This window comes from Peptoniphilus sp. HMSC062D09 (assembly GCF_001811425.1).
Classification (GTDB): Bacteria; Bacillota; Clostridia; order Tissierellales; family Peptoniphilaceae; genus Peptoniphilus_A.
In genome coordinates this window covers 23,275-46,554 of sequence record NZ_KV804703.1, presented here as the reverse complement: position 1 = coordinate 46,554, position 23,280 = coordinate 23,275, and the positions used below count along the sequence as shown (strand labels likewise).

The following is a 23,280-nucleotide window of genomic DNA, read 5'->3' as shown; positions in this document are numbered from 1 at the left end:
ACATTTTAAATTATTTTAAATTTTTTCTCTTGGAATATAGGATGTGTGAAGCAGGTCGTGGGCTCTTTCGCCATAAGGCCTTCCTAGATAATTTTTGTAAATTTCTTTTATCATTGGATTTTCGTGAGACTTTCTAATTTTTTTATTTTTGTCAATTTCGTAAAGTGCCCTTTGTCTCTTTAAAAGAACTTCTTCGTGACCATGGTGGTAAGGTTGACCGCCGCCACCAATGCAGCCGCCAGGGCAAGCCATAATTTCTATAGCATCGAAGTCGTACTTCTTGCTTTTTATGCCGTCTAACAATTTTCTGGCATTGCCAAGTCCGTGAGCTATGCCAACTTTTAAGTTCAAGTCGCCAATTTTAACATCGGCTCCTCTTATGCCCTTAAGACCTCTTAGTTCTTCAAATTCAATTTTTTCTAGTTCTTCTCCAGTCATCCATTCGCTGGCAGTTCTTATGGCTGCTTCAATTACGCCGCCAGTTGTGCCAAAAATTGTTCCTGCGCCAGAAGATTCGCCCATTAATTTATCAAATTTGCCTTCTTCAAGTCCGTTAAAGTCTATGCCGTAAAGTTTTATCATTCTTCCGAGCTCTCTAGTTGAAAGGACATAATCCACATCGCGAATATCCTTGGTTCCAAGTTCTGATCTTGCGGCTTCAGCCTTCTTTGCTGTGCAAGGCATTACTGAAACCATGACAATATCCTTGGCAGGGATCCCTGTTTTATTTGAGTAATAAGTTTTTACCATGGAGCCCATCATAATTTGTGGGGACTTACAGCTTGAAGGAATATCCAACATGTCAGGGTAATTCATTTCTATAAATCTAACCCAGGCAGGGCAGCAGGAAGTCAAAATTGGAAGAGTTTTGTTGTTTTTAATTCTGTCTACAAGTTCGCTTGCCTCTTCCATAACTGTCAAGTCTGCTGAAAAGTCTGTGTCAAAGACTACATCAAAGCCGAGCTTTCTAAGAGCTGTGACAAGTTTTCCAGTTGTAACTTCGCCTGGCTCCATGTCAAAGAGCTCTCCAATGGCAACTCTAATTGATGGGGCAACTTGCACTACTACATGCTTCTTTGGATTTTTTATGGCATTAAAAACTTTTGCCGTTGCATCAATTTCTACTATTGCACCTGTTGGGCAAACTGCCACACATTGACCGCAGAAGGTACAGGAGCTTTCTGCAAGAGGAATGTTAAAGGCAGGGGCAACTATGGCATCAAAGCCACGATTTATGCCGCTAAGTGTTCCCACAGTTTGGACTTCGTTACACATTGTTTCGCATCTTCTGCACATGACACACTTATTTGGATTTCTGTAAATGGAGTTGGAAGATGCGTCCACCTTATGTTGCATTCTTTCGCCCTTGTAGGCAATTTCTCTTATGCCCATTTTTTCTGCCAAGGCTTGAAGTTCGCAGTTTAAATTTTTGGTACATACTAGGCAGTCCTTAGGGTGGTTGGAGAGGAGAAGCTCTAGGTTAATTTTTCTCGCTTCAACTGCCCTTGGCGTGTCAGTATTTACTACCATGCCCTCAGTTATTTCTTCAGAGCAAGCTGTACAAAGTTTTGGTCTTCCCACAACTTCAACCATACAAATTCTACAGCTTGAAGGTTTATTTTCATAATTAAAGTTAGGAAGCTTCATATGACAAAGTGTAGGGATGTCGATGCCAATTTCTTTTGCAGCTTCTAAGATTGTCGTGCCTTCCTTAACTTTTAATTTTTTATCATTAATAACACAATTTATCATAATTCACCTCTATTTAGGTTCCACAACTGCACCTACAGGACATGTCTTAAAGCAAGTTCCGCAGGCTATGCACTTGTCCTCATTAATTTCGTGTTTTTCCTTTGGCTTTCCTGATATGCACTTGACAGGGCATTCCCTTGCACATCTGTGACAGCCAATGCACTTGTCTTTATTTATCTTGTAGGCTCTCTTCACTTCGTGTCTAGCATATTTTAAATATTCATCAGGGAAATATTTCATAGTAGATAGAATTGGGTTTGGTGCAGTTTGTCCAAGACCACAAGCAGCTGAGTTTATTATGTTGTGACAGAGGTCTTCGATTTTTTGCAAATCTTCCTCTGAGCCCTTGTCATCTAAAAGTTTTGTCAGCATTTCAAGAAGCCTCTTGGTGCCAAGTCGACAAGGTGTGCACTTGCCGCAGGATTCGTCTTGGGTAAATTCAAGATAAAATTTTGCAATCTCAACCATGTCGTTGTCTTCGTCCATGACAATTAGTCCACCAGACCCCATCATGGCGCCAATTTCTTTTAAGTTTTCATAATCTATTGGAGTGTCAATATTTTCCTTGGTGATCATTCCACCAGAAGGTCCACCAATTTGCACTGCCTTGAACTTTTTGCCATCAGGAATGCCGCCGCCTATGTCGTAGACAATTTCACGAATAGTTATGCCCATAGGCACTTCAACAAGTCCAACATTGTTTACCTTGCCAGCTAGGGCAAAGACCTTTGTGCCCTTAGATTTTTCTGTTCCCATGGAAGTGAACCAGTCAGTTCCCTTTAAAATAATCTTTGGAATATTTGCATAGGTTTCAACATTATTTACAGTTGTAGGCTTACCCATATAGCCCTTTACGCTAGGGAAAGGAGGCTTTCTCGTAGGTTCGCCTCTCTTGCCTTCTACAGAGTGAATGAGGGCAGTTTCTTCGCCGCAGACAAAGGCACCTGCACCGTATCTAATTTCAATGTCAAAGTCAAAGCCTGAATTAAAAATATTTTTCCCCAAGAAGCCATAGTCTCTTGCTTGAGAAATTGCAGTCTTTAGTCTATGAATGGCAAGGGGATATTCAGCCCTGATGTAAACTACTCCGTGATTTGCACCAGTTGCGTAGCCGCCAATTGTCATTGCCTCAACAACGGAGTTGGGGTCGCCTTCCAAAATACTTCTATCCATAAAGGCACCAGGGTCGCCTTCGTCAGCGTTGCAGAAAATATATTTTTCATGACCTGGAGAATTATATGTATTTTGCCATTTAATGCCAGTAGGAAAACCTCCGCCGCCACGACCACGAAGTCCAGATGCTTTAATGATGTCTATGACTTCTTGCGGAGTCATTTCAGTTAAAACTTTAAAGAGAGCTTGGTAGCCATCGTAGGATATGTAGTCGTCAATATTTTCGGGGTCAATTTTGCCGCAGTTTTTTAAGGCAACACGAGTTTGCTTGCCGTAAAAACTCATTTCCCTTTGATTGTAAATTGGCTCCTTATTTTTTGGATTTTTGTAGAGAAGTCTCTTGACAGGTCTACCGTGAAGAATGTGTTCTGCCACAATTTCATTTACATCTTCAGGTCTTACATGAGTGTAAAAGACATTGTCAGGCTCAACCTTTACAATGGGGCCTTCGCCGCAAAAGCCAAAGCAACCCGTTATCATGGCTTCCACATCTTTTATCTTGTAATGTTCAATTGCCTTATCAAAATTTTCTTTAATCAAATCACTTCTTGCAGAGACACAGCCAGTTCCCTTGCAAATAAGCACTTGTAATCTCAAATTATTCATGGGTCACCTCTTTTTCGTACTCAAGAGTTTGACTTTTCATTGAAGCAACATTTAAAATAAAATCTTTTATGGCTTCAGTGTCAAGGGAGTTGCTCTTAACATTGGCGCAGACATTAAATTTTATTTCAATGTTAAACTTTTCTTTTTGATTTGGGTCGTCCTTGAATAAAAATTTGCAGTTTCGCATGCCCTTTTCGCGGACAAAGCTCTTCAAGTCGTCAAAAACTTTTTCTATCTCTGCATATTTTTCTCTTTCATTGCCAGTTATAAAAATTTCTATAACATCATCGTCAGGCATGTCGCCAATATCTCTTAAAATAGTTTGGTGATGTCTCGATTCTTTTATAGAAATAAGTTTTTCCAAGGAATCTATTTTTGCCATAATTACCTCCTTTGAAATCTATAATTTAATTTTTTTCTGTAGCTAATTCATTTCTGTGTGCCTTTATAATTTCCTTGACATCACTAACTTCAACATGGCCATAAATTTTGTCGTTGACGCGAACTACGGGACCAATGCCACAAGCTCCCACGCACCTAATAGAATTTACATTAAAAAGACCATCTTCGCTAAGTCCATCGCCATCAACGCTAAGCTCATCTTTAAAGGCCTTCATAATTTCTTCTGAGCCCTTTACAAAGCAAGCAGTGCCAAGGCAGACATCAACTTTGAACTTGCCCATCTTCTTTTCATTGAAGAAGGAATAAAAAGTTACAATTCCATTTATTCTGCTTGCAGGAAGACCGGTAAGCCTTGCTATGTAAACTTGAAGTTCCTTTGGCAGGTAGCCAAAAATATCTTGAGCGTAGTGAAGAATACTTATAATATTGTTTTCCTTATTATCGAAAGTATCTATGTAGTCCTTTAAACTCTTTAGAAGAGCATTGTCTAGACCCATAGTATTAAACTTCATAACTATCACCTCTCTTTCCATTGTAATACAATGAAAAGGTTTTATCAAAGAAAAGGGAATTCTTTTAAAAATTTATTTAAAATATATTTAAAATTTATGTAAAAGAGCAAATAAAAAAAGGAGCCGAAGCTCCTTAAAAATTTATATTTTTAAATTTATTATTCACTTGCAAAGTTGTCAAAGTAGCCTTGAATTAAAACTACTGGAGTTCCCTTGTCGCCAGAACCACTTGTAAGGTCGCAAAGACTTCCAAGTAGGTCAGTGATTCTTCTTGGAGTTGTGCCAAGAGTTTCATCAGTTCCCACTAAATCTTTATTTTTGTGAGAAATTTTTTCCTTCATTGCAGCAGTTGCGTGTTCTGCGTCCATATCCTTAAGGTCAGTGTCTGCAATGTATTTTATTTTAAGTTCGCTAGGTGTGCCAGCAAGTCCCTTAGTGTGGGCAGGTGAAACTACTGGGTCAGCAAGTTCCCAAATTTTTCCAACTGGGTCTTTGAAGGCACCGTCGCCGTAAATCATTACTTCGATTTCTTTATTGTACTTGTCAATTAATTTCTTTTGAACTGCACTTACAAATTCTTCGCCATCTCTTGGGAATAATTTTAATTTGCTTTCAGAGGCAAAGTTTGAGCCAAGAAGGCCGAAGTCTTTATTGTAACCACTGCCATTAATTGATTCAGTTAGGATATCGTCAAGACCAAGAACAACTTTTGCTCCCTCGTCCTTTAAAAGTCTCTTAATGGAAAATCTTGTGTGAGTTGAACCAACAAGAACCTCATCTGTATATTTTAAAATTGTCTTAGGGTCATTTGAGAAGTGGATGTCGCAGTTGCCGCCACAAATTTCCTTGTAAAGAGTGACATAGTCAATGCCTGTAAATTCGTGCTTAACAACTTCGCCAAAAATTCTTCTATAATCCTTTTCTTCTAAGACATCTGTGAAAGGATTGATCTTAGTTTCGTAAAGAAGGTTTGGATCCATTAGTGAGTTTCCAACTTCATCAGAAGGGTAGGAGAATAGAAAATGGATTTTCTTTCCTGATTTTGCGATTCCTCTTAAGATAGTTGAAAATCTGTTACGGCTAAGAATAGGGAATACTATTCCAATTTCTCCGTCATATTTTTTATTAATATCACAAGCTATGTCATCAACAGAGACATAATTATTTTGAGCTCTAGCAACTAAGGATTCAGTTACTGCCACTACATCTCTATCTTTCATAGAAATATTTTCTGATTCAAGAGCCTTGCCTAGGGAATCAACGACAATATCTACTAGATTGTCTCCACTTTTTACAATCGGAGTACGAATTCCACGCACTACTGTTCCAATGTATCTTTGCATATTTCCTCCTACATTTAAAAACAAATAAATAAATTACTTTTTTACTTCAAAATTATACACGAAGTCCTATGAAATGTAAAATATTTTTAAAAATTTTTTAAAAAAAATATTTTCACCTTTTAAAAATATTCAGATTATTGGAAAAATTACAGAAAATTAATAAATTTACTGTACATTTGTAACCACTTTGTAATATAATTATTAGAGATTATAGAAAGGTGTAATTATGATTAAATTTGAAAATGTATTTAAGGAATATAACAACGGTGTAACTGCACTTTCAAATGTAAGTATAGAAATACCTCGTGGTGATTTTGTTTTTTTAGTTGGTCCATCAGGTGCCGGTAAATCTACTATGATAAAACTTCTTATTAGAGAAGAAAAAGTTAACCGTGGCAAAATTTACATGGGCGATACTGACATAACTAAACTATCTAAATACATGATACCCAAACTTAGGAGAAATATTTCTGTAGTATTCCAAGATTACAGATTGTTAGAAAAAAAGACTGTCTATGAAAATGTGGCCTTTGCCCTAGAAATTCTTGGAGAGTCAAAAAAAGAAATAAATGAAAAGGTTGATTACGCTCTTGATCTTGTAAATTTAAGTGACAAGAAGAAAGACTATCCATCTGAACTTTCTGGTGGTGAATCCCAAAGAGTTTCTATTGCCAGGGCAATAGTAAATAAGGCTCCTTATCTTGTCTGTGATGAACCTACGGGTAACCTGGACGAGTCCACTGCCTGGGATATTATGAGTGCCCTAAAAAATATTAACGACGATGGCAAGACTGTCATCATGGCCACTCACGCAGTCAACATCGTAGATAAATTTAACAAGAGAGTTGTAACTCTAGATCAGGGACAAATTGTTTCAGATGTTAAAGAAGGAGGTTATTATGAAAGTAATAAGACAGTTCTTTAATGTTGTGAAAGAATCTTTTTCAGGTCTTTGGAGAAACAAGACTATGGCTCTCACTTCCATTATTTCCATTTCTGCAATGCTTACACTTTTTGGCGTTGTAATGCTTATGGTCTTAAATCTTAATGGAATTGTCTTTCAAACTGGTGAAAAGCTAGATAAGGTTGTCTTTTTCTTAAAGGACGATGCCAATCCCAGCGATGTAAATGCCTTTATTGATGAGCTTCACGACAACGACAAGGTTAAAAAAGTTTCCTATGTTTCAAGAGATGAGGCCTTAAAGGAATTTAAGGAAGGCTTTGGAGAAAATTCTAAAATTTTGGATAATATTCCTGGCGGCAATCCCCTACCTGCATCAGTAACTGTTGAGATGAAGGAACTTTCCTATGGAAAAGAAGTTGAAGATAAGTATAAGGACCTTCCCATAGTTGAAGACCACAATTATTATTACGACTTCGTCACTCAAATGATGAAGGTACAAAATGGAGTCAAAGTAGTTGGAGCAGGCATTGTTCTCATACTTGTCCTTGTGTCTATACTTATTATTCACAACACAATTAAGATTGCCATTTCCAACAGGAAAAAAGAAATTAACATAATGAAGTATGTAGGTGCCACTAACACTTACATTAGGGGACCCTTCCTCATAGATGGAATAATTTTTGGAGCTTTGGGAGCAGGCATAGCTGGCTTTGTAACTTTAAAGCTTTATGAAATTTTATTTGAAAGACTTAATCCACAACTATACGACATGACTGGCGTCGATTTGGTGTCCGCCTTGTCTATTAGATTGGATTTGTATATAATATTTTTATGTATTGGTGTAGGAATAGGCTTCTTTGGAAGTTTGTTCTCAACTAAGAAATTTTTAGATGTGTAGGTGAAGGAGAAAAATGTATAGTAAGAAAAAATTTCTTGCTCTATGTCTTGCAGCACTAATGGCTGTGCCAACAGGTGCCCTTGCTAAGAGCTCAAAGAGCCTGACAATTGAGAAAAACAAAAAAAAGCAAGAGCAAATGCAAATAAAAAATAAAATTAATAAAGAAAAGAGCAATATTTCAAACACTGAGAATGAAAAAAAATCAGTGGGCATGGATATTGAAAATCTTGATGCAAAAATTCAAGTTACTTCTGCAAAGATTTCCACTCTTGAAAGTGAAATTGTAAGACTAAATAAGGACATAGCGGAAAACCAAGAAAAATTGCAAGAAGCTCAGGTAAATCTTTCAGAAAATACTGATGCACTTCGCATGAGACTTAGGGAAATGTACAAGAGAGGCAATGTAAATTACCTTGAAGTCATTTTAAATTCAAAAGACATAGAAGAACTACTTAGAAACAACGAAATTATTTCATCTATAGCCAGAGCTGATAGGGAATTAATTGAGTTTATACAAGAACAAATTGACACAATAAAGCAAACTGAAGAAAGACTTCAAATAGATAAGGCAAAGGTATCTGCAAGCAAGGCTGCCGTTGAAAATGAAAGGCAATCCTATCAAGCAGCAGTCGATGCCAAAAATAATTATATGAAGGTATTGGAGTCAAACTTAGACTTATACAAGGCTGAATTTGAAAAAGCCCAATCAAATTGGGATGCCTTAGATTCAGAAATAGCTAGACTGCAAAAAGAAATCACTGCCCAAAAGAAGGCTGAAGAAGCTGCAGCAAGAAGAGCAACGAGAGTTCACAGCAACATCACTGTATCTTCTGGACCAAGAAATGGACAAAGCTATACTTGGCCCCTACCTGGTCACTATTCTATTTCTTCTCCTTTTGGATATAGGGTGCATCCAATACTTGGATACTCAAGGCTACACTCAGGCGTAGATATTCCTGCCCCAAGTGGCACGCCAATAGTTGCTGCCAAGTCTGGTACAGTTATTATGTCACAGCTAATGAGCGGTTATGGAAATGTAGTAATGGTTGATCATGGCGACACAGTTACAGTGTATGCTCACTGTTCAGCCCTAAATGTAGGTGTAGGCGAATCTGTAAAAGCAGGCGATGTTGTTGCCTTTGTAGGTTCAACTGGTCTTTCCACTGGAGCACATTTGCATTTTGAAGTGAGGGTTAATGGATCTCCTGTAAATCCATTGGGATATGTTTAATGAAAAATAATAAATTTTTAAAAATCATAGCAGTTGTACTTTTAGTAATTACAACTGCTTTTGTTACGAGAATGATAACTATAAGACAGGTCCTATCTTCCAATGAAAATTTTGGCAAGGTAATTGTCTTAGAAAAATATTTGAGAGAAAATTATCTTTACAACAAAGATATTAAAGATGAAAATTTGGAGGCAGGTCTTTTAAAGGGTCTTGTTGCAGGATTAGGCGACCCCTATTCACAGTATCTCACTGCTGAAGAGATGGCAAAGCTATCTGAAACAACTACGGGAAAATTTCAAGGTATTGGAGTTATAATTTCGCCTGACGAAGACGGAACTGTGACAGTAATTTCACCTATAAAGGGTTCACCAGCTGATAGGGCTGGAGTTGAATCGGGAGATAAAATTTTAAAGATCAATGGCAAGGACTTTAGCGCCGAAAAAATTAACGAGGCATCTAAGGAGATGCGTGGTGAAAAGGGAACTAGTGTTAAGATTTTGCTTCTCAAAAAGAAAAATTTAAAGACTGAAGAAGTTGAAATAAAAAGAGAAGAAATTAAAATCGATTCAATTATAAAAGATAAAATAGGAGACCTTGGCTACATTGGCATAACTATGTTTGATGAAGAAACAGGCAAGGATTTTGTTAAGGCTTTAAATGAACTTACAAGTGAAGGCGTTAAGGGCATAATCCTTGACATGAGGGGAAACCCTGGTGGAGTAGTTGACGCCGCAGTTGAAATTGGCGATGCAATTCTTCCAAAGACAAGTTTTGTTACCCTAAAGGACAACAAGGGAGAAGTGGTTCAAGATTATAAATTGGACGACAAGTACAATGACATCAAAATGGTTGTACTAGTTAACGAAGGCTCTGCATCTGCATCAGAAATTTTGGCAGGAGCCATAAGAGACCTTGACAGGGCAAAAATTATTGGCAAGACAAGTTATGGCAAGGGCGTAGTGCAAAATGTGATGTCTTTACCTGGTGGTGACGGACTAAAACTAACCACTTCAGAATACTTTACTCCAAGTGGCAAGTCCATTAACAAAAAGGGCATAGTGCCAGACATAGAAGTTGACCTGCCAGATGATGTAGAGGGCATCGGCATTGACTACAAGGACACAGACACTCAACTTCAAAAGGCAATAGAAGTTATAAATGAAAAATAAAATTAGCAGCTCTCGGGCTGCTTTTTTAATAAATATAAAAAAATGCAAAAAAAAAATCTACTGACTAAAAATCAGTAGATTATCTTGGAGGCGACAACCGGATTTGAACCGGTGATAAGGGTGTTGCAGACCCGTGCCTTACCACTTGGCTATGTCGCCATAACAACATTAGTATAGCAGAGAAAATAAAAAATTTCAAGATGAATTTTACATTATATTTATTTATGTAAAATTTTTTTGAAATAAAAGTCTCAAAAGTCTTTGAATAATTTTTACTCTAGGCTATGATTAGATTAAGAAATTTTTTACAGGTGATAAGATGAAATTATTGATATTAGTTGACAACAAGAATGCCATTGCCAAGGATGGAGAACAAATTTTGTTCGTAGATGATGACCTTCACATGTTTAGGGATTACACAACAAATAATATTATTGTCATGGGCAGGCATACTTTTGACGCCATTGGAAGGCAGCTTCCCAATAGAATTTCTGTAGTCTTCACTAGGTCTAATAGAGAAGACAAGAAGGATTTGTTTTATATTGATTCAATAGAAAAGTTGGAAGACATTATGAAAAAATATCCAGACAAGGAAGTTTTTGTAATTGGCGGCGCAGAAATTGTAAAGCTCTTGTGGGATAAGCTTGACGAGTTAATCGTGACGAGAGTTGACACAGTAGTGGAAGGTGCAGATACTTTTATTCCTGCCTTTGATGACTTTGAATTAATTGATAAAAGCGAAATAAAAGATCCAAATTATAAAGTTTACCACGAAAGATGGAAGAGGATAAAATGAAAATTTTACTTGTTGAAGATGAAGAAAGGCTTTTGGAATCCATAAGAGAGGGCTTGGTCCACTCTGGTTATGTAGTTGACACTGCCCTTGACGGCGAAGGAGGGTCCTTTATGGCCTTTACCAATGATTACGACCTCATTATCTTAGACATCAATCTCCCCAAAAAAGATGGCTTTGAAATTTTAAGGGAAATTAGAGAGAGGGACAGGGAAGTAAATATTATTATGCTCACTGCTCTATCAGATGTTGACGACAGAGTGCGCGGCTTTGACTTGGGTGCCAACGACTATGTCCTAAAGCCTTTCCACTTTGAGGAGTTAAAGGCAAGGATTAGGTCCCTTCTTAGGAGACAAACGACAATAAAGGATGCAGTAATAGAAACAAGCGGCATAAGCTTTGACACGACAAAGAGGACCTTTACCATTGATGGCGAAAATTTAAGGCTCACAGCCAAGGAAGCAGGCATCTTGGAATATTTATTTTTCAACCTGGGAAGATATGTAACAACAGAAGAACTCATGGAGCATGTTTGGAATGACGAGGTAGACTTATTTTCCAATGTTGTGAGGGTTCACATGTCAGCCCTTAGGAAAAAATTAAAGGCAAGGCTGGGGAAAAATATTATAAGAAATGAAATTGGAAAGGGCTACATTATTGATGAAGAAAATTAAAAATGCCAAGAACACCTTGGTCTTCAAGCTGATTTTTTCCATAATTCTCATCTTTATAATAATGATGGCGACCTCAAACTACATCATTGGCAAGTATCAAGAGAAGAGAATTTTAGATATTGGCGAAAAAATTGTCCAGGAAGAAAAAACCAAGGGCGATGATTATTTTATTGTCCTTGAAGATTCAAAGTTAAAATCAACGAAAGAGATAAAAAACTTTTCCTTAATTGTAATTACAGGGACAATTGCCCTTGGGTCTCTCGTTTATTATGTCTTGGTTTCAAGACTTTTAAAACCCCTAAAGGACTTAAAGGAAAAAGTTCAAGAAATCGATGTGGACAAGATAAAGAGTGAAGAAAATATTTATATGCCGGGAGAGTCCCAAGAGATTGAAGAGCTTTCCCTTGCCTTTGAAAAGTCTCTGGATAAAATTTATTCAAGTTATGCCAGGGAAAAGGCCCTTTCATCTGCCATTGCTCACGAGCTAAACACCCCAATTTCCATAATAAAGTCTTCACTTGAAATTTATCTTATGAAAAATAAAGTTTCTGATGGGGACTTAAAAGACCTACTAGATAATTTTGACGAAAACATAGACAGAATTTCAAAAATCATTGAGTCCCTTTTATTTTTAAATCGCAGGGAAAATGCTCTTTTAAGAAATTTTAACCTAAGAGACTTAGTGGAAGAAGTTGCCTTTGACTTGGAGGACTTGGCAGAAGAAAAAAATGTGAAGATTATTTCCAAGCTGGAAGATAAAATAATTTATTCCAATGACATTTTGCTAGAGAGGGTCCTCTTTAACCTTGGCAAAAATGGAATACTTTATAACATTGACGGCGGAAGTCTTTCCTTTGATTTTAGAGAAGATGAAGAAAATTATTTTATAGAAGTGAGAGATACTGGCGTGGGAATCAGCGACGAGGATAAAGATAAAGTTTTTGATTTGTTTTATAGGGTTGATGAGTCCAGAAACCGAAAGAGCGGCGGCTACGGCATTGGCTTAAACCTCGTGAAAAATATAATGGAAAAATTAAGGGGCGACATAAAAATTTTAGACAACAAAAATGAAAAGGGTGAAATTATAGGAACAGTATTTGAAATAATTTTGCCAAAAACAAAAGAAGAGACCCTATGAGGTCTCTATTTTAGTTAATTTCATTTATAATTTTTTTTGAATTTATTGGAAAGATCCTATAAAAAGGATGAGATCTTATGTTTTTTATTTTAATTGGACCAAAGATTCTCGAGTCCACAGATCCATTAGGACTTCTGTTGTCACCAAGAACAAATAATTCATCGGCTTGGACTTCAAATTCACTTGTAGGAGATAGAGTATAGGGTTTTTCCTTAAAATACTTTTCTTCTAAAAGTTTCCCGTCAATATAAATTGATCCATCATAAATTTCAACTTTTTCTCCAGGGAGTCCTACAATTCTTTTGATTAGCATTTTGTTTTCTGAAGGGGATTTAAAGACAACAATGTCGCCTCTTTTAAAATCTTTTTTGAACCTGTAGAGGGAAGATGACAAAATTATATCATTGGGTTTTACAGTTGGATACATTGAAGTTTGCTGAACTCTAACTATATTAAAGAGAAAAGTTCTCATAAAAAGTGCAAGTATAACTGCAATAACTATAACTTTTATGTAAGATAAATCTTTTTTCATTATAACCTCCTTTTTTATTATAGCATTAATCACAATTTGGTAAAATGGGATTTTTTCGTGTTATAATGTTTTTGGTGAAAATATGATTATTTTAAGAAATATTAAAGTTCCCTACGACAAGGACGAAAAATTTTTGCGAGGAAAAATTGAAAAGGAATTAAATAAAAAGGATTTTGACTATAAAATTTACAAGAAATCCCTAGATGCAAGATGTGAAATTAATTACATCTACCAAGTTTTAGTGGATTTAGAATTAAAGGACATAGATAAAAAAACTCTCAAGAGACTTAAAAATAATATTGATGAATTTCATGAAGAAAAGCTTGAAGTTAATAATCTTAACAATATAAAAACTGCGGTCATAGTTGGGACTGGACCTGCAGGACTTTTTGCTGCCTATTTGCTTTCAAAGAAGGGCGTAAAGGTGACCCTAATTGAAAGGGGCAAGGCAGTTGATGAAAGAGTAAAGGACATTGATGAACTTCACGAAAGTGGAAGACTGGACGAAAATTCCAATGTGCAATTTGGAGAAGGCGGCGCAGGAACTTTTTCTGACGGCAAACTAACATCCAGATCAAAAGACAAGAGGGTCTCTCATGTCTTTGACATCTTTGTGGAAAATGGAGCGCCAGAAGATATTCTCTACGAGCAAAAACCTCATATAGGGACAGATATTTTGCGTGACGTCATAAAAAATATGAGGCGTGAAATTGAAAGTCAAGGTGCAAGATATAAATTCAGCGAAAAGCTTATTGATTTTGACATAGAAGATGGAAAAATAAATAAAATAATAACAGACAAGGGAGAATATGTTGCCGATGCCTACATTTTAGCCCTTGGAAATTCTGCAAGAGATACTTTTTCTATGCTTGATAAGTATAATTTACTTGAGCAAAAGCCTTTTGCTGTAGGCTTTAGAATTGAACATTTAAGGAAAAATATTGAGATGGCCCAGTATGGCATGGTCTCAGATAAACTTCCAGCGGCAACTTATCAGCTTAATGTCACAGACAAAGACCAGGCGCACTCCGTTTACACCTTCTGCATGTGCCCAGGTGGCTATGTGGTAAACTCATCTTCAATAGAAGGTAAGCTTGTTGTAAATGGCATGTCCTATCACGACAGGTCTGGCGACAACTCAAATTCAGCAATAGTTGCAAGTATTGATGATAAAATTTTTGGTGCTGGGAACCTAGCTGGCATGAATTTTCAAAATGAAATCGAAAAGAAAGCCTATGACATGGGTCAGGGCAAGGCACCTGTCCAAAGAGTGAAGGACTTTATGGAAAATAGGGTGACTGAAAAACTTGGTCAGGTGAAGCCAACTTTTAAGCCAGGCTATGTCTTTGCCGATTTAAATGAAATTTATCCAGAATCCATTAATCGCGCCATAAAAAACGCCCTTAGGGTAATGGATAAAAGAGTTCACGGATTTTCAAGTGACGACGCAATCCTAACAGGAGTGGAGACAAGGACATCTTCGCCAGTTAGGATAGTGAGAGATAATTATAGAAGCATAAAAGTGGAAAATTTATTTCCCATAGGAGAAGGTGCAGGTTATTCTGGAGGAATAATTTCTTCTGCCCTTGACGGACTTAAATGTGCCATAGAAATTTTAGAAGGAGACAAAAAATGTTAAATATAGTATTTTATGAGCCAGAAATTCCCTTTAATACAGGTGCAATTGCAAGGACTTGCGGCCTTACAAAGACGAGGCTGCACCTAATAAAGCCTCTTGGTTTTGAAGTTGACGATAAACATTTAAAGAGGGCAGGGCTTGATTATTGGCACCTTGTAGACATAAATTATTACGATTCCTATGATGAACTTGTGGAAAAATATCCAGACAGCAATTTTTATCTCGCCTCCACCAAGGCAAAGAAAAAATATTCTGATGTGAAATTTAAGGATGGCGATTTTATAGTTTTTGGACCAGAAACTCGAGGTCTACCAGAAGATTTGATCTTCGGAAACTATGACATGGCTATAAGAATTCCCATGTTAAAGGATTATGGCAGGAGTTTAAACTTGTCAAATTCTGCAAATATTATTTTGTTTGAAGCTTTGAGACAGCTTGATTTTTTAGATTTGGAATAATTTTTTGAGAAAATATTTTAAATAAGGGTGGATTTATGTGAAGGAAGTAAAAATCTCCGTAAGAAATTTAATAGAATTCGTCAAAAGGTCTGGCGACATCGACAGGAGATTTTTTTCCAACAAGAGGGCAATAGAGGGAATAAAGGCTCATCAAAAGGTCCAAAGGGAATACTCCAAAGATTTTTTGACAGAAGTTTTTTTGAGGACCACAGAAGAAATTGAGGACATAATTTTCACTGTGGAAGGTCGCGCCGATGGCATTGAAGTTTCCGAGGAAGTTACAGTTGACGAAATAAAATCAACTACAAGGGACCTAGAAGACCTTAAAAAGGAAGAAAACATCATGCACTGGGCACAGGCTAGGTGCTACGCCTATATTTATGCAAAAGATCATGAACTTGATGAAATAAATGTAATGCTAACATATTTTCAACTTGAAACAGAAGAAACTTTAAACATAAAAAAGGCTTTTTCCTTTGGGGAACTTCGCGACTTTTTCATGGGAACTTTAATGGAATATTTGGAGTTTTCCAAGAGAATTGTTGACTGGAAGGACACTAGGGATGAGTCCATAAAAAAACTAAGATTTCCCTTTAAAAATTTTAGAAAGGGGCAGAGAGAACTTTCCGTTGCAGTTTATAACACAATTGATGAGGAAAATAAATTATTTGTTGAGGCACCAACAGGCATTGGCAAGTCAATTTCCACGATTTTCCCCACAATTAAAGCCATGGGAGAAGATAAAATTGACAAGGCATTTTATCTTGTGGCAAGGTCTACTGGGAAAAATGCTGCCAAGGATGCCCTGGAAAGACTTTTAAATAAAAAATTAAAATTAAAGCTTGCAATTGTCACGGCAAAGGAAAAAATTTGCTTAAATGACAAAGTTTCTTGCAATCCCAAGGACTGTCCCTATGCCAAGGGACACTTTGACAGAGTCAACGACGCCATAATAGACATTTTTGACTCCTGCCACAATTTTTCTAGGGAAAATATTGAAAAATTTGCAAGACTTCACATGGTCTGCCCCTTTGAATATCAATTGGACTTATTGGACTTCTCTGACTTCATTGTCTGCGACTACAATTACATCTTTGACCCAACAGTTTATCTCAAAAGATTTTTTGAAAACTCCATGCTCAGGTTCGCCCTCCTCATTGATGAGAGCCACAACCTCTTGGAGAGGGGGAGAGAAATGTACTCGGCAGAAGTTTTTATCGGCGACTTGGAAAAACTTTTAGACCTTCTTCCCAAGAAGAGAAAGGCTGCCAGAAAGCACCTCACAAATGCCCTAGAAGAGTTTAAAAAATTAGGCGAAAAAACTTTTTATTCCTATGATGAATTTTTAGCCTTTAATGGAGAAGTGGAAAAGACAGTTTTTTCAATGAACGACTTTCTAATAAAGGACAAGGAAGTGAAGAGCTATGAAGATGCTCTTGACATATACTTTAAACTTTTTAAGTACATCAAAATTTTGGAATACTACAACAAGGACTTTGTTTCCATAAAAAGTGAAAACTCTGTTAAGATTAAGTCCCTTGACATTGCACCAATTTTTGAAAATATTTTGAGGACACCTAGGTCTTCTGTCTTTTTCTCAGCAACCTTAAGCCCCATAAAATATTACGGAAAACTTTTAGGGGCAGATGAAAAGACAAACTATTACAAGATAAAATCCCCTTTTGACCCAGAAAATTTACTGGTCCTTAGAAATAATAAGATCTCAACAGTTTATAGGGATAGAGAAGATTCAATTGATGAAATAATTGAAAATCTTAAAAATTTTTCTGATGATGATGGCAATTATATTTTCTTCTTTCCATCCTATTCCTTTATGGAAAGTGTCTACGAAAGATACCTTGACATAGACCAGGAGGCAGTTAAGCAAGATAGGGACATGACAGAAGCTGACCGCCAAGAATTTTTAAACCAGTTTACCTTTTCTTCTAGCACAAGAGCCTTTGCAGTTATGGGTGGAGTTTTTTCTGAGGGCATAGACTTAATTGGCGAGAGACTGAGAGGGGTCGCCATAATAACTGTGGGTCTGCCTGGTCTATCCTATGAGAGAAATATTTTAAAGAGTCACTTCCAAAAAAAGTACAAGAGAGGTTATGAGTACGCCTACATTTATCCTGGCATGATAAAGGTTGTGCAAGCGGCAGGACGCGTCATAAGGACTGAAGATGACAGGGGCAAAATTCTTTTAATGGACAAGAGATTTTCCCTTGAACCCTACAAATTTTTGCTGCCAAATCACTGGAAAATTTATGATTTTATGGACTCAGCTGAAATAAGTGAAATCCTAAAAAATTTTCATGGTGAAAAAAATAATTAAAAGCAGAAAAAATAGAGAAAATTTATCACAAATAGCTTTACAAAAGGGGACTTATGTGGTAGTATTACTTAGTAAATTAGAAGGAGCCAAGGGCGGCTCTTTTTTTTAGCACTGGAGGTGTTTTTATGGCAGATAGAGTAGTACTTGAATGCACACAATGTAAAAACAGAAATTATGTGACATATAAAAACAAGAAGAATACTACTGAAAGATTGGAACTAAAGAAGTATTGTAAATTCTGTAAAGAACATACGACTCACAAAGAAACTAAGTAAGGAGGATTTATGGCTACTAAAACAGCACCTAAGACTGAAGAAAAAAAAGGCGGTCTAGGTAGATACTTTAGAGGTGTGAAATCTGAATTCAAAAAGGTTGTATGGCCTTCTAAGGATACTGTAATCAAATATTCTATAATAGTAATTGTTGCAGTTATTTTGTCATCATTACTACTATTAGCATATGATAAAATCATAATGTTTTTATTTGGTTTTATTTATTGATTGGAGTGTTTTAGTTGGATACACAAGAACTTAATAGCAATGAAGCTTCAAAATGGTATGTAATTCACACTTATTCAGGTTATGAAAAAAAGGTAAAGGCAAACATGGAAGCTATGGTTCACAATCGTGGTATGGAAGATGTCATCTTCGACATTAGAATTCCTATGGAAGACTATGTTGAAACTAAGGATGGAGTTTCCAAGGCAAAGGAAAGAAAGATGTTTCCATCTTATGTCCTTGTCAACATGATTATGAACGACGAAACTTGGTATCTTGTGAGAAATACAAGAGGAGTAACTGGTTTCGTTGGACCAGCTTCAAAGCCTGTGCCACTAACAGATGAAGAAGTGTTGCTACTAGGAGTTACCGATAGCAAAGAGTTATTCGATAACTTCGATGTAGGAGAAGTTGTCAAAGTTATTAATGGACCATTTAAAGATTTGGTAGGTAAAATCGACAGCTTCAATTACGACAAAGCTAAGGTTAAGGTATGTATCTCAATGTTTGGAAGAGATACAATTGTTGAATTGGATTTCAATCAGATTATTAAAGAGTAAGAAATGTGTGGGAGGGTAAACCCGCATTACCACAAGGAGGAAATAAAATGGCAAAAAAAGTCATAGCATTAGTAAAATTACAAATTCCTGCAGGAAAAGCTACACCAGCTCCACCAGTTGGTACTGCACTAGGACCACATGGTGTAAACATCATGCAGTTCACAAAGGAATTTAACGCAAAGACTCAAGATCAAGCAGGTATGATTATCCCTGTTGTTCTAACAGTTTATCAAGATCGTTCTTTCACTTTTATCACAAAGACTCCACCAGCTGCAGTTCTTATTAAGAAAGCTCTTAATATGGCTAAGGCAAGTGGTGAACCTAACAAGAAAAAAGTTGGAAAATTGACAAAGGCTCAAGTAGAAGAAATAGCTAAAACAAAGATGCCTGATCTTAACGCAGCAAGCGTTGAAGCTGCTATGGAAATGATCGCAGGTACAGCTAGAAGTATGGGTATAGAAGTAGAAAGATAAGTGGGAGGCTAGGCCGCAAGTACCACGAAGGAGGTAAATATGCCAAAAAGAGGTAAAAAATATCAAGATAGCGCAAAGCTAGTAGATAAATCAAATTTATATGATGTAAATGAAGCTCTTGACTTAGTTATAAAGACTGCTAAGGCAAACTTTGACGAAACAGTAGAACTTGCAGTAAGACTTGGTGTTGACCCAAGACACGCTGACCAACAAGTAAGAGGTACTGTAGTTCTTCCTAACGGAACAGGTAAACAAATTAGAGTTCTTGTTCTTGCAAAGGGAGAAAAAATTAAAGAAGCTGAAGCAGCAGGTGCTGACTATGCAGGTGGAGAAGAATTAGTTGAAAAAATCCAACACGAAAACTGGTTTGATTTTGATGTAATTATTGCAACTCCAGACATGATGGGCGTAGTTGGTAAAATCGGTAGAGTTCTTGGACCAAAGGGACTTATGCCAAACCCTAAATCAGGTACAGTTACATTTGATGTAGAACAAGCCGTAAAAGAAACTAAAGCAGGTAAAGTTGAATACAGAGTAGACAAGGCTGCAATCATTAACGTTCCAATCGGAAAAGTTTCTTTCGGAGTTGAAAAACTTGCTGAAAACTTTAAGACAATTGCAGAGGCTATAATAAAAGCAAAACCAGCAGCTGCAAAGGGTCGTTATTTAAAATCAGTAACAGTTGCATCAACAATGGGTCCTGGAATTAAAATCAATGGACAAAAATTAATGGAAAAATAAAAACACCTAAGACCACAGACTTCTCCATGAAATCTGTGGTTTTTTTTAAATTAAATCAAAAAAAGCCTTGACAAGGCACATTAGACTGTATATAATATCAATGTTACTAAGCCGCAGACAGTAGGTGGCAATGCCATAAGTCCTACCGAGGTTTGAAATTCGGATTTATTTGATTTTCACATCTCACGGCGGCGTGAGATTTTTTTATTTTGGGGGTGACAAATTGAAAGAAGAAAAATTACAATCAAAACAAGCCCTAGTAGATGAAATTAAAGAAAAAATACAAGGTGCACAGTCAATTGTACTTGTAAATTACAGAGGTCTAACAGTTGAAGAAGTAACTGAACTTAGAAGTAAGTTTAGAGATGCAAATGTTGACTACAAAGTTTACAAAAACACAATGATGAGACGTGCCTTTGAAGAACTAGAAGTAAGTGGTCTTGAAGAATTTTTAAAGGGACCAAGCGCTATTGCTTTCGGAATGGAAGATCCAGCATCCGCAGCAAAAATTTCATCTGAGTTTGCAGAAAGTCATGAAGCATTAGAAATTAAGGCAGGTTATGTTGACGGAAAAGTATTATCACTTTCTGAAGTTGATGCACTTGCTAAATTACCATCTAAGGAAGTTCTTGTTGCACAAGTTCTTGGAGGCTTGAACGCACCAATCCAAGGATTTGCTAATGTATTAAATGGAACACTATCAGGATTTGCAAGAGTTATTGCACAAATCGCTGATAAGAAAGAAAATGAAGCAGCATAATTAATATGCAAAAAAATTAAAATTATTAAAATTACGGAGGAAATAAAATGTCAGAAAAAGTAGAAAAATTAATTGAAGAAGTTAAAGAACTTACAGTATTAGAACTATCAGAAGTAGTTAAGGCTCTTGAAGAAGAATTCGGAGTATCAGCAGCAGCTCCAGCAGCAGTAGCAGCAGCTCCAGTAGCAGGTGGCGCAGCTCCAGCAGCAGCTGAAGAAAAAACTGAATTTGATGTAATCATCACTGAAGCAGGACAAGAAAAAGTTAAAGTTATCAAAGTAGTTAAAGACCTTACAGGACTTGGACTTAAAGATGCAAAGGCAGTAGTTGACGGAGCACCTAAAGCAGTTAAAGAAGGCGTTTCAAAAGACGAAGCTGACGACATCAAAGCTAAACTTGAAGAAGCTGGCGCAACTGTAGAAGTTAAATAATTTAACTTATTTAAATTTTAAAGAAACTGTCCCATTGGGGCAGTTTTTTTTGTGGAAATAATTTATAAGTTTGTAAAGAAAAAGAGAACTCATTTTACGGCGAGTTCTCTTTTTTTGATAGTTAATAAAGTTTTGCCTATGAAATTATTCCTTTAAAATAAATTAGTGGTATTTATTTTCGCTGGGGTCGTGAAATTTTACAACTACAGCTGGAACTCCAACGGCAGTAGAGTTTGCAGGGATGTCTGTGAGGACAAGGGCACCTGCTCCGATTTTTGCCCCGTCACCAATTTTTACCGGACCAAGGACAGTGGCACCTGTTCCTATTATTACATTGTTTCCCACTGTTGGGTGTCTTTTCTTTTCCTTTTCATTTCCCGTACCACCAAGAGTTATGTTGTGATACATGTGGCAGTTGTCACCAATTTCTGCAGTCTCTCCTATGACCACAGCCATGCCATGGTCGATAAAGAGATTTTTGCCAATTTTTGCACCAGGATGAATTTCGATTCCAGTTTTTTTGCGAGACCTTTGGGAAATCCATCGGGCAAGAGTGGTGTGGTCTTTTTCATAAAAGTAGTGGGCAATTCTGTGACGGATCATGGCTGACACAATGGGATACATAAATATAGCTTCAAATAAGCTTTTGCAAGCGGGATCTTCTCTTAAAATAAATTTCCCATAGGATTTTAATTCTTTAAAAAAATTAGTCATTTTTAAATAAGTCTGTAGACATATACCTTTCTGCAGTGTCAGGAGCAACTGTTACAATCTTGCCGCCAATTTCTTTTTGCATCATTAAAGCGCCAAGGACATTTGCACCTGCTGATATTCCCACTGAAAGTCCCTCTTGGCGAGAAAGTCTTCTTGCCATTTCAATTGCCTCATCTGATTTTACTGTTATAGTTTTGTCGAGAACTTTTTGGTCCAAAACTCCTGGAATAAAGTTTGCGCCAATGCCTTGGATTTTGTGGACGCCAGCCTTACCCCTTGTAATAAGTGGAGATTCATCAGGTTCAAGTCCCCAAACTTTTATATTTTTATTTTGTGACTTCAAATATCTTCCAATGCCAGTAACAGTACCACCAGTCCCAATACCTGCTATGAAACCTGAAAGGTCCTTTAGGTTCCTATAAATTTCTGGACCAGTAGTTTCTTCATGGGCAAGGGCATTGTATTTATTTTCAAATTGGTTTGGCATAAAATAATTTCCTGTGGCAACAAGTTCCTTTGCCTTGTCAACAGCTTCTTGCATTCCGCCTTCGCCAGTTAAAATTAAATTTGCACCAAAGGATGCAATTAAATTTCTTCTTTCAAGGGACATGGAAGAAGGCATGACTATATTTACCTTGTAGCCAAGTGCACGACCAATCATGGCAATGCCTATGCCAGTGTTGCCGCTAGTTGGCTCAACAATTTCCATTCCTTCTTTGAGAGAGCCATCTTCTATGGCGCCCTTTATCATGTAAAGAGCAGCCCTATCCTTAATTGAGCCTGCTGGATTAGATTTTTCCACCTTTACAAAAATATTTCCGTCGCCAATGTTTTCTAGTTGAACGAGTTTTGATTGGCCAATTGTTTCTAATAATTTTGTCATTTTGTCCTCCTTAAAACTAAATAAAAAAAGAGAGTATATGAATTCATATACTCTCAAAATCTTCTTGCTTAAAAATTTTAAAATATTGATTCACATTCAAATAAGTCCTATAAAATTTTTATAGAACAACAACAGAATGCTTGGCTTGTGAAATTTTTAAAGTTATTAAAGTTTTTCATTATTATCGCCTCATCAATATGTGTAGACTATACTATTATTTTTTTGTTTTGTCAAGGAGAGAAAAAATTTGCTTTTTAGAAAGGCAAAGTAAAATTTATTTTAAGGAGGGGGTAGAGGGGGCGGCAATGCCCCCCTCTACCCCCTCCTTTGACCTCCCCCACACCCCTGTGCCCTGGCAGGGGCCTCGACCCACGGCTACGCAAAAAGTCCTACGGCTAAAATTTTGAACTCGTTCTTCGAGCTCAAACAGCAAAATTTTTTAACGCCTTCGAACTTTTTGCTTACTGCCTGATGACTTCTACGGCATATTGGCAAAGACGACTGCCTGACAACCATAACAACAAGCTGGGCACTCTTGCCAACTTAACTATTTTCCACGAGATTTTTATCTGATCCACTTTTTTAATTAAGATATTAGGAGAACAACTTTAGCTATAGCCGTAGACTAATGGGAGTGTATAAGATAAGCAAAAAAATCGGTT

Annotated in this window: 25 protein-coding genes, 1 tRNA gene and 1 other annotated feature; of the genes, 17 read left to right on the top strand and 9 right to left on the bottom strand. The window is 36.8% G+C overall.

Annotation, left to right across the window (positions count from 1 at the left end; genetic code table 11):
* Positions 1 to 15: 15 nt before the first annotated feature.
* The 5 genes from HMPREF2801_RS02920 to HMPREF2801_RS02900 all read right to left on the bottom strand — a co-directional run bounded on the left by HMPREF2801_RS02920 (position 16) and on the right by HMPREF2801_RS02900 (position 5,788).
* A complete protein-coding gene (locus tag HMPREF2801_RS02920) occupies positions 16 to 1,752 on the bottom strand; it encodes an NADH-dependent [FeFe] hydrogenase, group A6 (protein WP_070610472.1) in 1,737 nt (578 codons plus the stop codon).
* A gap of 9 nt (positions 1,753 to 1,761) precedes the next feature.
* Positions 1,762 to 3,531, bottom strand: a complete 1,770-nt coding sequence (locus tag HMPREF2801_RS02915) for an NADH-quinone oxidoreductase subunit NuoF (protein ID WP_070610471.1) — start codon at positions 3,529 to 3,531, stop codon at positions 1,762 to 1,764.
* Complete coding sequence (locus HMPREF2801_RS02910; protein ID WP_070610470.1) at positions 3,524 to 3,913, bottom strand: hypothetical protein; 390 nt, start codon at positions 3,911 to 3,913, stop codon at positions 3,524 to 3,526. Before HMPREF2801_RS02910 ends, HMPREF2801_RS02915 begins: the two co-directional genes overlap by 8 nt.
* Before the next feature lie 25 nt (positions 3,914 to 3,938).
* A complete protein-coding gene (locus tag HMPREF2801_RS02905) occupies positions 3,939 to 4,445 on the bottom strand; it encodes an NADH-quinone oxidoreductase subunit NuoE family protein (protein ID WP_083303700.1) in 507 nt (168 codons plus the stop codon).
* Positions 4,446 to 4,603: 158 nt separating this feature from the next.
* On the bottom strand, positions 4,604 to 5,788 hold the full coding sequence (locus tag HMPREF2801_RS02900; protein WP_070610469.1) for a coenzyme F420-0:L-glutamate ligase: 1,185 nt from the start codon (positions 5,786 to 5,788) through the stop codon (positions 4,604 to 4,606).
* A 226-nt stretch (positions 5,789 to 6,014) separates the two neighbouring features.
* Here HMPREF2801_RS02900 and ftsE point away from each other — a divergent pair, with 226 nt between their 5' ends.
* The 4 genes from ftsE to HMPREF2801_RS02880 are packed head-to-tail and all read left to right on the top strand — an operon-like array spanning position 6,015 to position 9,990.
* On the top strand, positions 6,015 to 6,713 hold the full coding sequence (gene ftsE, locus HMPREF2801_RS02895) for a cell division ATP-binding protein FtsE (RefSeq protein WP_070610468.1): 699 nt from the start codon (positions 6,015 to 6,017) through the stop codon (positions 6,711 to 6,713).
* Positions 6,688 to 7,590, top strand: coding sequence for a permease-like cell division protein FtsX (gene ftsX, locus HMPREF2801_RS02890; protein WP_070610467.1), 903 nt, complete (start codon positions 6,688 to 6,690; stop codon positions 7,588 to 7,590). The genes ftsE and ftsX overlap by 26 nt, the downstream gene beginning before the upstream one ends.
* Before the next feature lie 13 nt (positions 7,591 to 7,603).
* Complete coding sequence (locus HMPREF2801_RS02885; protein WP_070610466.1) at positions 7,604 to 8,821, top strand: murein hydrolase activator EnvC family protein; 1,218 nt, start codon at positions 7,604 to 7,606, stop codon at positions 8,819 to 8,821.
* Entirely contained in the window at positions 8,821 to 9,990 is a 1,170-nt protein-coding gene (locus tag HMPREF2801_RS02880) for a S41 family peptidase (protein WP_070610465.1), read from the top strand. The genes HMPREF2801_RS02885 and HMPREF2801_RS02880 overlap by 1 nt, the downstream gene beginning before the upstream one ends.
* An 85-nt stretch (positions 9,991 to 10,075) precedes the next feature.
* Here HMPREF2801_RS02880 and HMPREF2801_RS02875 read toward each other — a convergent pair.
* Positions 10,076 to 10,149: transfer RNA gene (locus HMPREF2801_RS02875), tRNA-Cys, on the bottom strand.
* A 160-nt stretch (positions 10,150 to 10,309) separates the two neighbouring features.
* Here HMPREF2801_RS02875 and HMPREF2801_RS02870 point away from each other — a divergent pair.
* Genes HMPREF2801_RS02870 through HMPREF2801_RS02860 form a run of 3 tightly spaced genes read left to right on the top strand, consistent with a single transcriptional unit; the run spans position 10,310 to position 12,595 of the window.
* Positions 10,310 to 10,786 (top strand): dihydrofolate reductase, encoded by a 477-nt coding sequence (locus HMPREF2801_RS02870; RefSeq protein ID WP_070610464.1) that lies wholly within the window; start codon positions 10,310 to 10,312, stop codon positions 10,784 to 10,786.
* Positions 10,783 to 11,457: a response regulator transcription factor gene (locus HMPREF2801_RS02865; RefSeq protein WP_070610463.1), complete on the top strand. Its 675-nt coding sequence runs from the start codon at positions 10,783 to 10,785 to the stop codon at positions 11,455 to 11,457. Before HMPREF2801_RS02870 ends, HMPREF2801_RS02865 begins: the two co-directional genes overlap by 4 nt.
* Positions 11,444 to 12,595, top strand: coding sequence for a sensor histidine kinase (locus HMPREF2801_RS02860; RefSeq protein ID WP_070610561.1), 1,152 nt, complete (start codon positions 11,444 to 11,446; stop codon positions 12,593 to 12,595). Before HMPREF2801_RS02865 ends, HMPREF2801_RS02860 begins: the two co-directional genes overlap by 14 nt.
* A 10-nt stretch (positions 12,596 to 12,605) precedes the next feature.
* Here the strand turns inward: HMPREF2801_RS02860 and lepB are convergent, their stop codons facing one another.
* Positions 12,606 to 13,127, bottom strand: a complete 522-nt coding sequence (gene lepB / locus HMPREF2801_RS02855) for a signal peptidase I (RefSeq protein ID WP_070610462.1) — start codon at positions 13,125 to 13,127, stop codon at positions 12,606 to 12,608.
* A gap of 82 nt (positions 13,128 to 13,209) precedes the next feature.
* Here lepB and HMPREF2801_RS02850 point away from each other — a divergent pair, with 82 nt between their 5' ends.
* The 10 genes from HMPREF2801_RS02850 (at position 13,210) to rplL (ending at position 21,021) form a co-directional block, all read left to right on the top strand.
* Positions 13,210 to 14,766, top strand: coding sequence for an NAD(P)/FAD-dependent oxidoreductase (locus HMPREF2801_RS02850; RefSeq protein WP_070610461.1), 1,557 nt, complete (start codon positions 13,210 to 13,212; stop codon positions 14,764 to 14,766).
* The gene (locus tag HMPREF2801_RS02845) at positions 14,760 to 15,224 is read left to right on the top strand and encodes a tRNA (cytidine(34)-2'-O)-methyltransferase (protein WP_019125663.1); all 465 of its coding nucleotides are present in this window, start codon (positions 14,760 to 14,762) and stop codon (positions 15,222 to 15,224) included. Before HMPREF2801_RS02850 ends, HMPREF2801_RS02845 begins: the two co-directional genes overlap by 7 nt.
* A 37-nt stretch (positions 15,225 to 15,261) precedes the next feature.
* Entirely contained in the window at positions 15,262 to 17,559 is a 2,298-nt protein-coding gene (locus HMPREF2801_RS02840) for an ATP-dependent DNA helicase (RefSeq protein ID WP_070610460.1), read from the top strand.
* 125 nt (positions 17,560 to 17,684) lie between these two features.
* On the top strand, positions 17,685 to 17,834 hold the full coding sequence (gene rpmG, locus HMPREF2801_RS02835; protein ID WP_010242627.1) for a 50S ribosomal protein L33: 150 nt from the start codon (positions 17,685 to 17,687) through the stop codon (positions 17,832 to 17,834).
* Positions 17,835 to 17,843: 9 nt separating this feature from the next.
* On the top strand, positions 17,844 to 18,059 hold the full coding sequence (secE, locus tag HMPREF2801_RS02830; protein WP_070610459.1) for a preprotein translocase subunit SecE: 216 nt from the start codon (positions 17,844 to 17,846) through the stop codon (positions 18,057 to 18,059).
* Positions 18,060 to 18,073: 14 nt separating this feature from the next.
* Positions 18,074 to 18,616, top strand: a complete 543-nt coding sequence (nusG, locus tag HMPREF2801_RS02825; protein ID WP_070610458.1) for a transcription termination/antitermination protein NusG — start codon at positions 18,074 to 18,076, stop codon at positions 18,614 to 18,616.
* 47 nt (positions 18,617 to 18,663) lie between these two features.
* A complete protein-coding gene (gene rplK, locus HMPREF2801_RS02820; RefSeq protein WP_019125658.1) occupies positions 18,664 to 19,089 on the top strand; it encodes a 50S ribosomal protein L11 in 426 nt (141 codons plus the stop codon).
* A 39-nt stretch (positions 19,090 to 19,128) separates the two neighbouring features.
* The gene (gene rplA, locus HMPREF2801_RS02815) at positions 19,129 to 19,830 is read left to right on the top strand and encodes a 50S ribosomal protein L1 (protein ID WP_070610457.1); all 702 of its coding nucleotides are present in this window, start codon (positions 19,129 to 19,131) and stop codon (positions 19,828 to 19,830) included.
* 93 nt (positions 19,831 to 19,923) lie between these two features.
* Positions 19,924 to 20,045: a sequence feature (ribosomal protein L10 leader region), on the top strand.
* An 8-nt stretch (positions 20,046 to 20,053) separates the two neighbouring features.
* The gene (gene rplJ / locus HMPREF2801_RS02810; RefSeq protein ID WP_070610456.1) at positions 20,054 to 20,590 is read left to right on the top strand and encodes a 50S ribosomal protein L10; all 537 of its coding nucleotides are present in this window, start codon (positions 20,054 to 20,056) and stop codon (positions 20,588 to 20,590) included.
* A 47-nt stretch (positions 20,591 to 20,637) separates the two neighbouring features.
* On the top strand, positions 20,638 to 21,021 hold the full coding sequence (rplL, locus tag HMPREF2801_RS02805) for a 50S ribosomal protein L7/L12 (RefSeq protein ID WP_070610455.1): 384 nt from the start codon (positions 20,638 to 20,640) through the stop codon (positions 21,019 to 21,021).
* 162 nt (positions 21,022 to 21,183) lie between these two features.
* Here rplL and epsC read toward each other — a convergent pair whose 3' ends face one another.
* Positions 21,184 to 21,735, bottom strand: a complete 552-nt coding sequence (epsC, locus tag HMPREF2801_RS02800; RefSeq protein WP_070610454.1) for a serine O-acetyltransferase EpsC — start codon at positions 21,733 to 21,735, stop codon at positions 21,184 to 21,186.
* Positions 21,728 to 22,618 carry a cysteine synthase A gene (gene cysK, locus HMPREF2801_RS02795; RefSeq protein WP_070610453.1) on the bottom strand — a complete coding sequence of 297 codons (891 nt, stop codon included), beginning with the start codon at positions 22,616 to 22,618 and terminating at the stop codon, positions 21,728 to 21,730. Before cysK ends, epsC begins: the two co-directional genes overlap by 8 nt.
* Between the last annotated feature and the right edge of the window lie 662 nt (positions 22,619 to 23,280).

What these genes read in the sequence shown, in the direction of transcription:
- HMPREF2801_RS02870 (WP_070610464.1), top strand. Translation starts at nt 10,310, where the DNA reads ATGAAATTATTGATATTAGTTGACAACAAGAATGCCATTGCCAAGGAT.
- HMPREF2801_RS02845 (WP_019125663.1), top strand. Translation starts at nt 14,760, where the DNA reads ATGTTAAATATAGTATTTTATGAGCCAGAAATTCCCTTTAATACAGGT.
- HMPREF2801_RS02900 (WP_070610469.1), bottom strand. Translation starts at nt 5,788, where the DNA reads ATGCAAAGATACATTGGAACAGTAGTGCGTGGAATTCGTACTCCGATT.
- rplA (WP_070610457.1), top strand. Translation starts at nt 19,129, where the DNA reads ATGCCAAAAAGAGGTAAAAAATATCAAGATAGCGCAAAGCTAGTAGAT.
- rplL (WP_070610455.1), top strand. Translation starts at nt 20,638, where the DNA reads ATGTCAGAAAAAGTAGAAAAATTAATTGAAGAAGTTAAAGAACTTACA.
- HMPREF2801_RS02860 (WP_070610561.1), top strand. Translation starts at nt 11,444, where the DNA reads ATGAAGAAAATTAAAAATGCCAAGAACACCTTGGTCTTCAAGCTGATT.
- HMPREF2801_RS02915 (WP_070610471.1), bottom strand. Translation starts at nt 3,531, where the DNA reads ATGAATAATTTGAGATTACAAGTGCTTATTTGCAAGGGAACTGGCTGT.
- ftsE (WP_070610468.1), top strand. Translation starts at nt 6,015, where the DNA reads ATGATTAAATTTGAAAATGTATTTAAGGAATATAACAACGGTGTAACT.
- cysK (WP_070610453.1), bottom strand. Translation starts at nt 22,618, where the DNA reads ATGACAAAATTATTAGAAACAATTGGCCAATCAAAACTCGTTCAACTA.
- rplK (WP_019125658.1), top strand. Translation starts at nt 18,664, where the DNA reads ATGGCAAAAAAAGTCATAGCATTAGTAAAATTACAAATTCCTGCAGGA.
- lepB (WP_070610462.1), bottom strand. Translation starts at nt 13,127, where the DNA reads ATGAAAAAAGATTTATCTTACATAAAAGTTATAGTTATTGCAGTTATA.
- HMPREF2801_RS02865 (WP_070610463.1), top strand. Translation starts at nt 10,783, where the DNA reads ATGAAAATTTTACTTGTTGAAGATGAAGAAAGGCTTTTGGAATCCATA.
- HMPREF2801_RS02910 (WP_070610470.1), bottom strand. Translation starts at nt 3,913, where the DNA reads ATGGCAAAAATAGATTCCTTGGAAAAACTTATTTCTATAAAAGAATCG.
- HMPREF2801_RS02905 (WP_083303700.1), bottom strand. Translation starts at nt 4,445, where the DNA reads ATGAAGTTTAATACTATGGGTCTAGACAATGCTCTTCTAAAGAGTTTA.
- ftsX (WP_070610467.1), top strand. Translation starts at nt 6,688, where the DNA reads ATGAAAGTAATAAGACAGTTCTTTAATGTTGTGAAAGAATCTTTTTCA.
- HMPREF2801_RS02885 (WP_070610466.1), top strand. Translation starts at nt 7,604, where the DNA reads ATGTATAGTAAGAAAAAATTTCTTGCTCTATGTCTTGCAGCACTAATG.
- epsC (WP_070610454.1), bottom strand. Translation starts at nt 21,735, where the DNA reads ATGACTAATTTTTTTAAAGAATTAAAATCCTATGGGAAATTTATTTTA.
- secE (WP_070610459.1), top strand. Translation starts at nt 17,844, where the DNA reads ATGGCTACTAAAACAGCACCTAAGACTGAAGAAAAAAAAGGCGGTCTA.
- HMPREF2801_RS02850 (WP_070610461.1), top strand. Translation starts at nt 13,210, where the DNA reads ATGATTATTTTAAGAAATATTAAAGTTCCCTACGACAAGGACGAAAAA.
- rpmG (WP_010242627.1), top strand. Translation starts at nt 17,685, where the DNA reads ATGGCAGATAGAGTAGTACTTGAATGCACACAATGTAAAAACAGAAAT.
- HMPREF2801_RS02920 (WP_070610472.1), bottom strand. Translation starts at nt 1,752, where the DNA reads ATGATAAATTGTGTTATTAATGATAAAAAATTAAAAGTTAAGGAAGGC.
- HMPREF2801_RS02880 (WP_070610465.1), top strand. Translation starts at nt 8,821, where the DNA reads ATGAAAAATAATAAATTTTTAAAAATCATAGCAGTTGTACTTTTAGTA.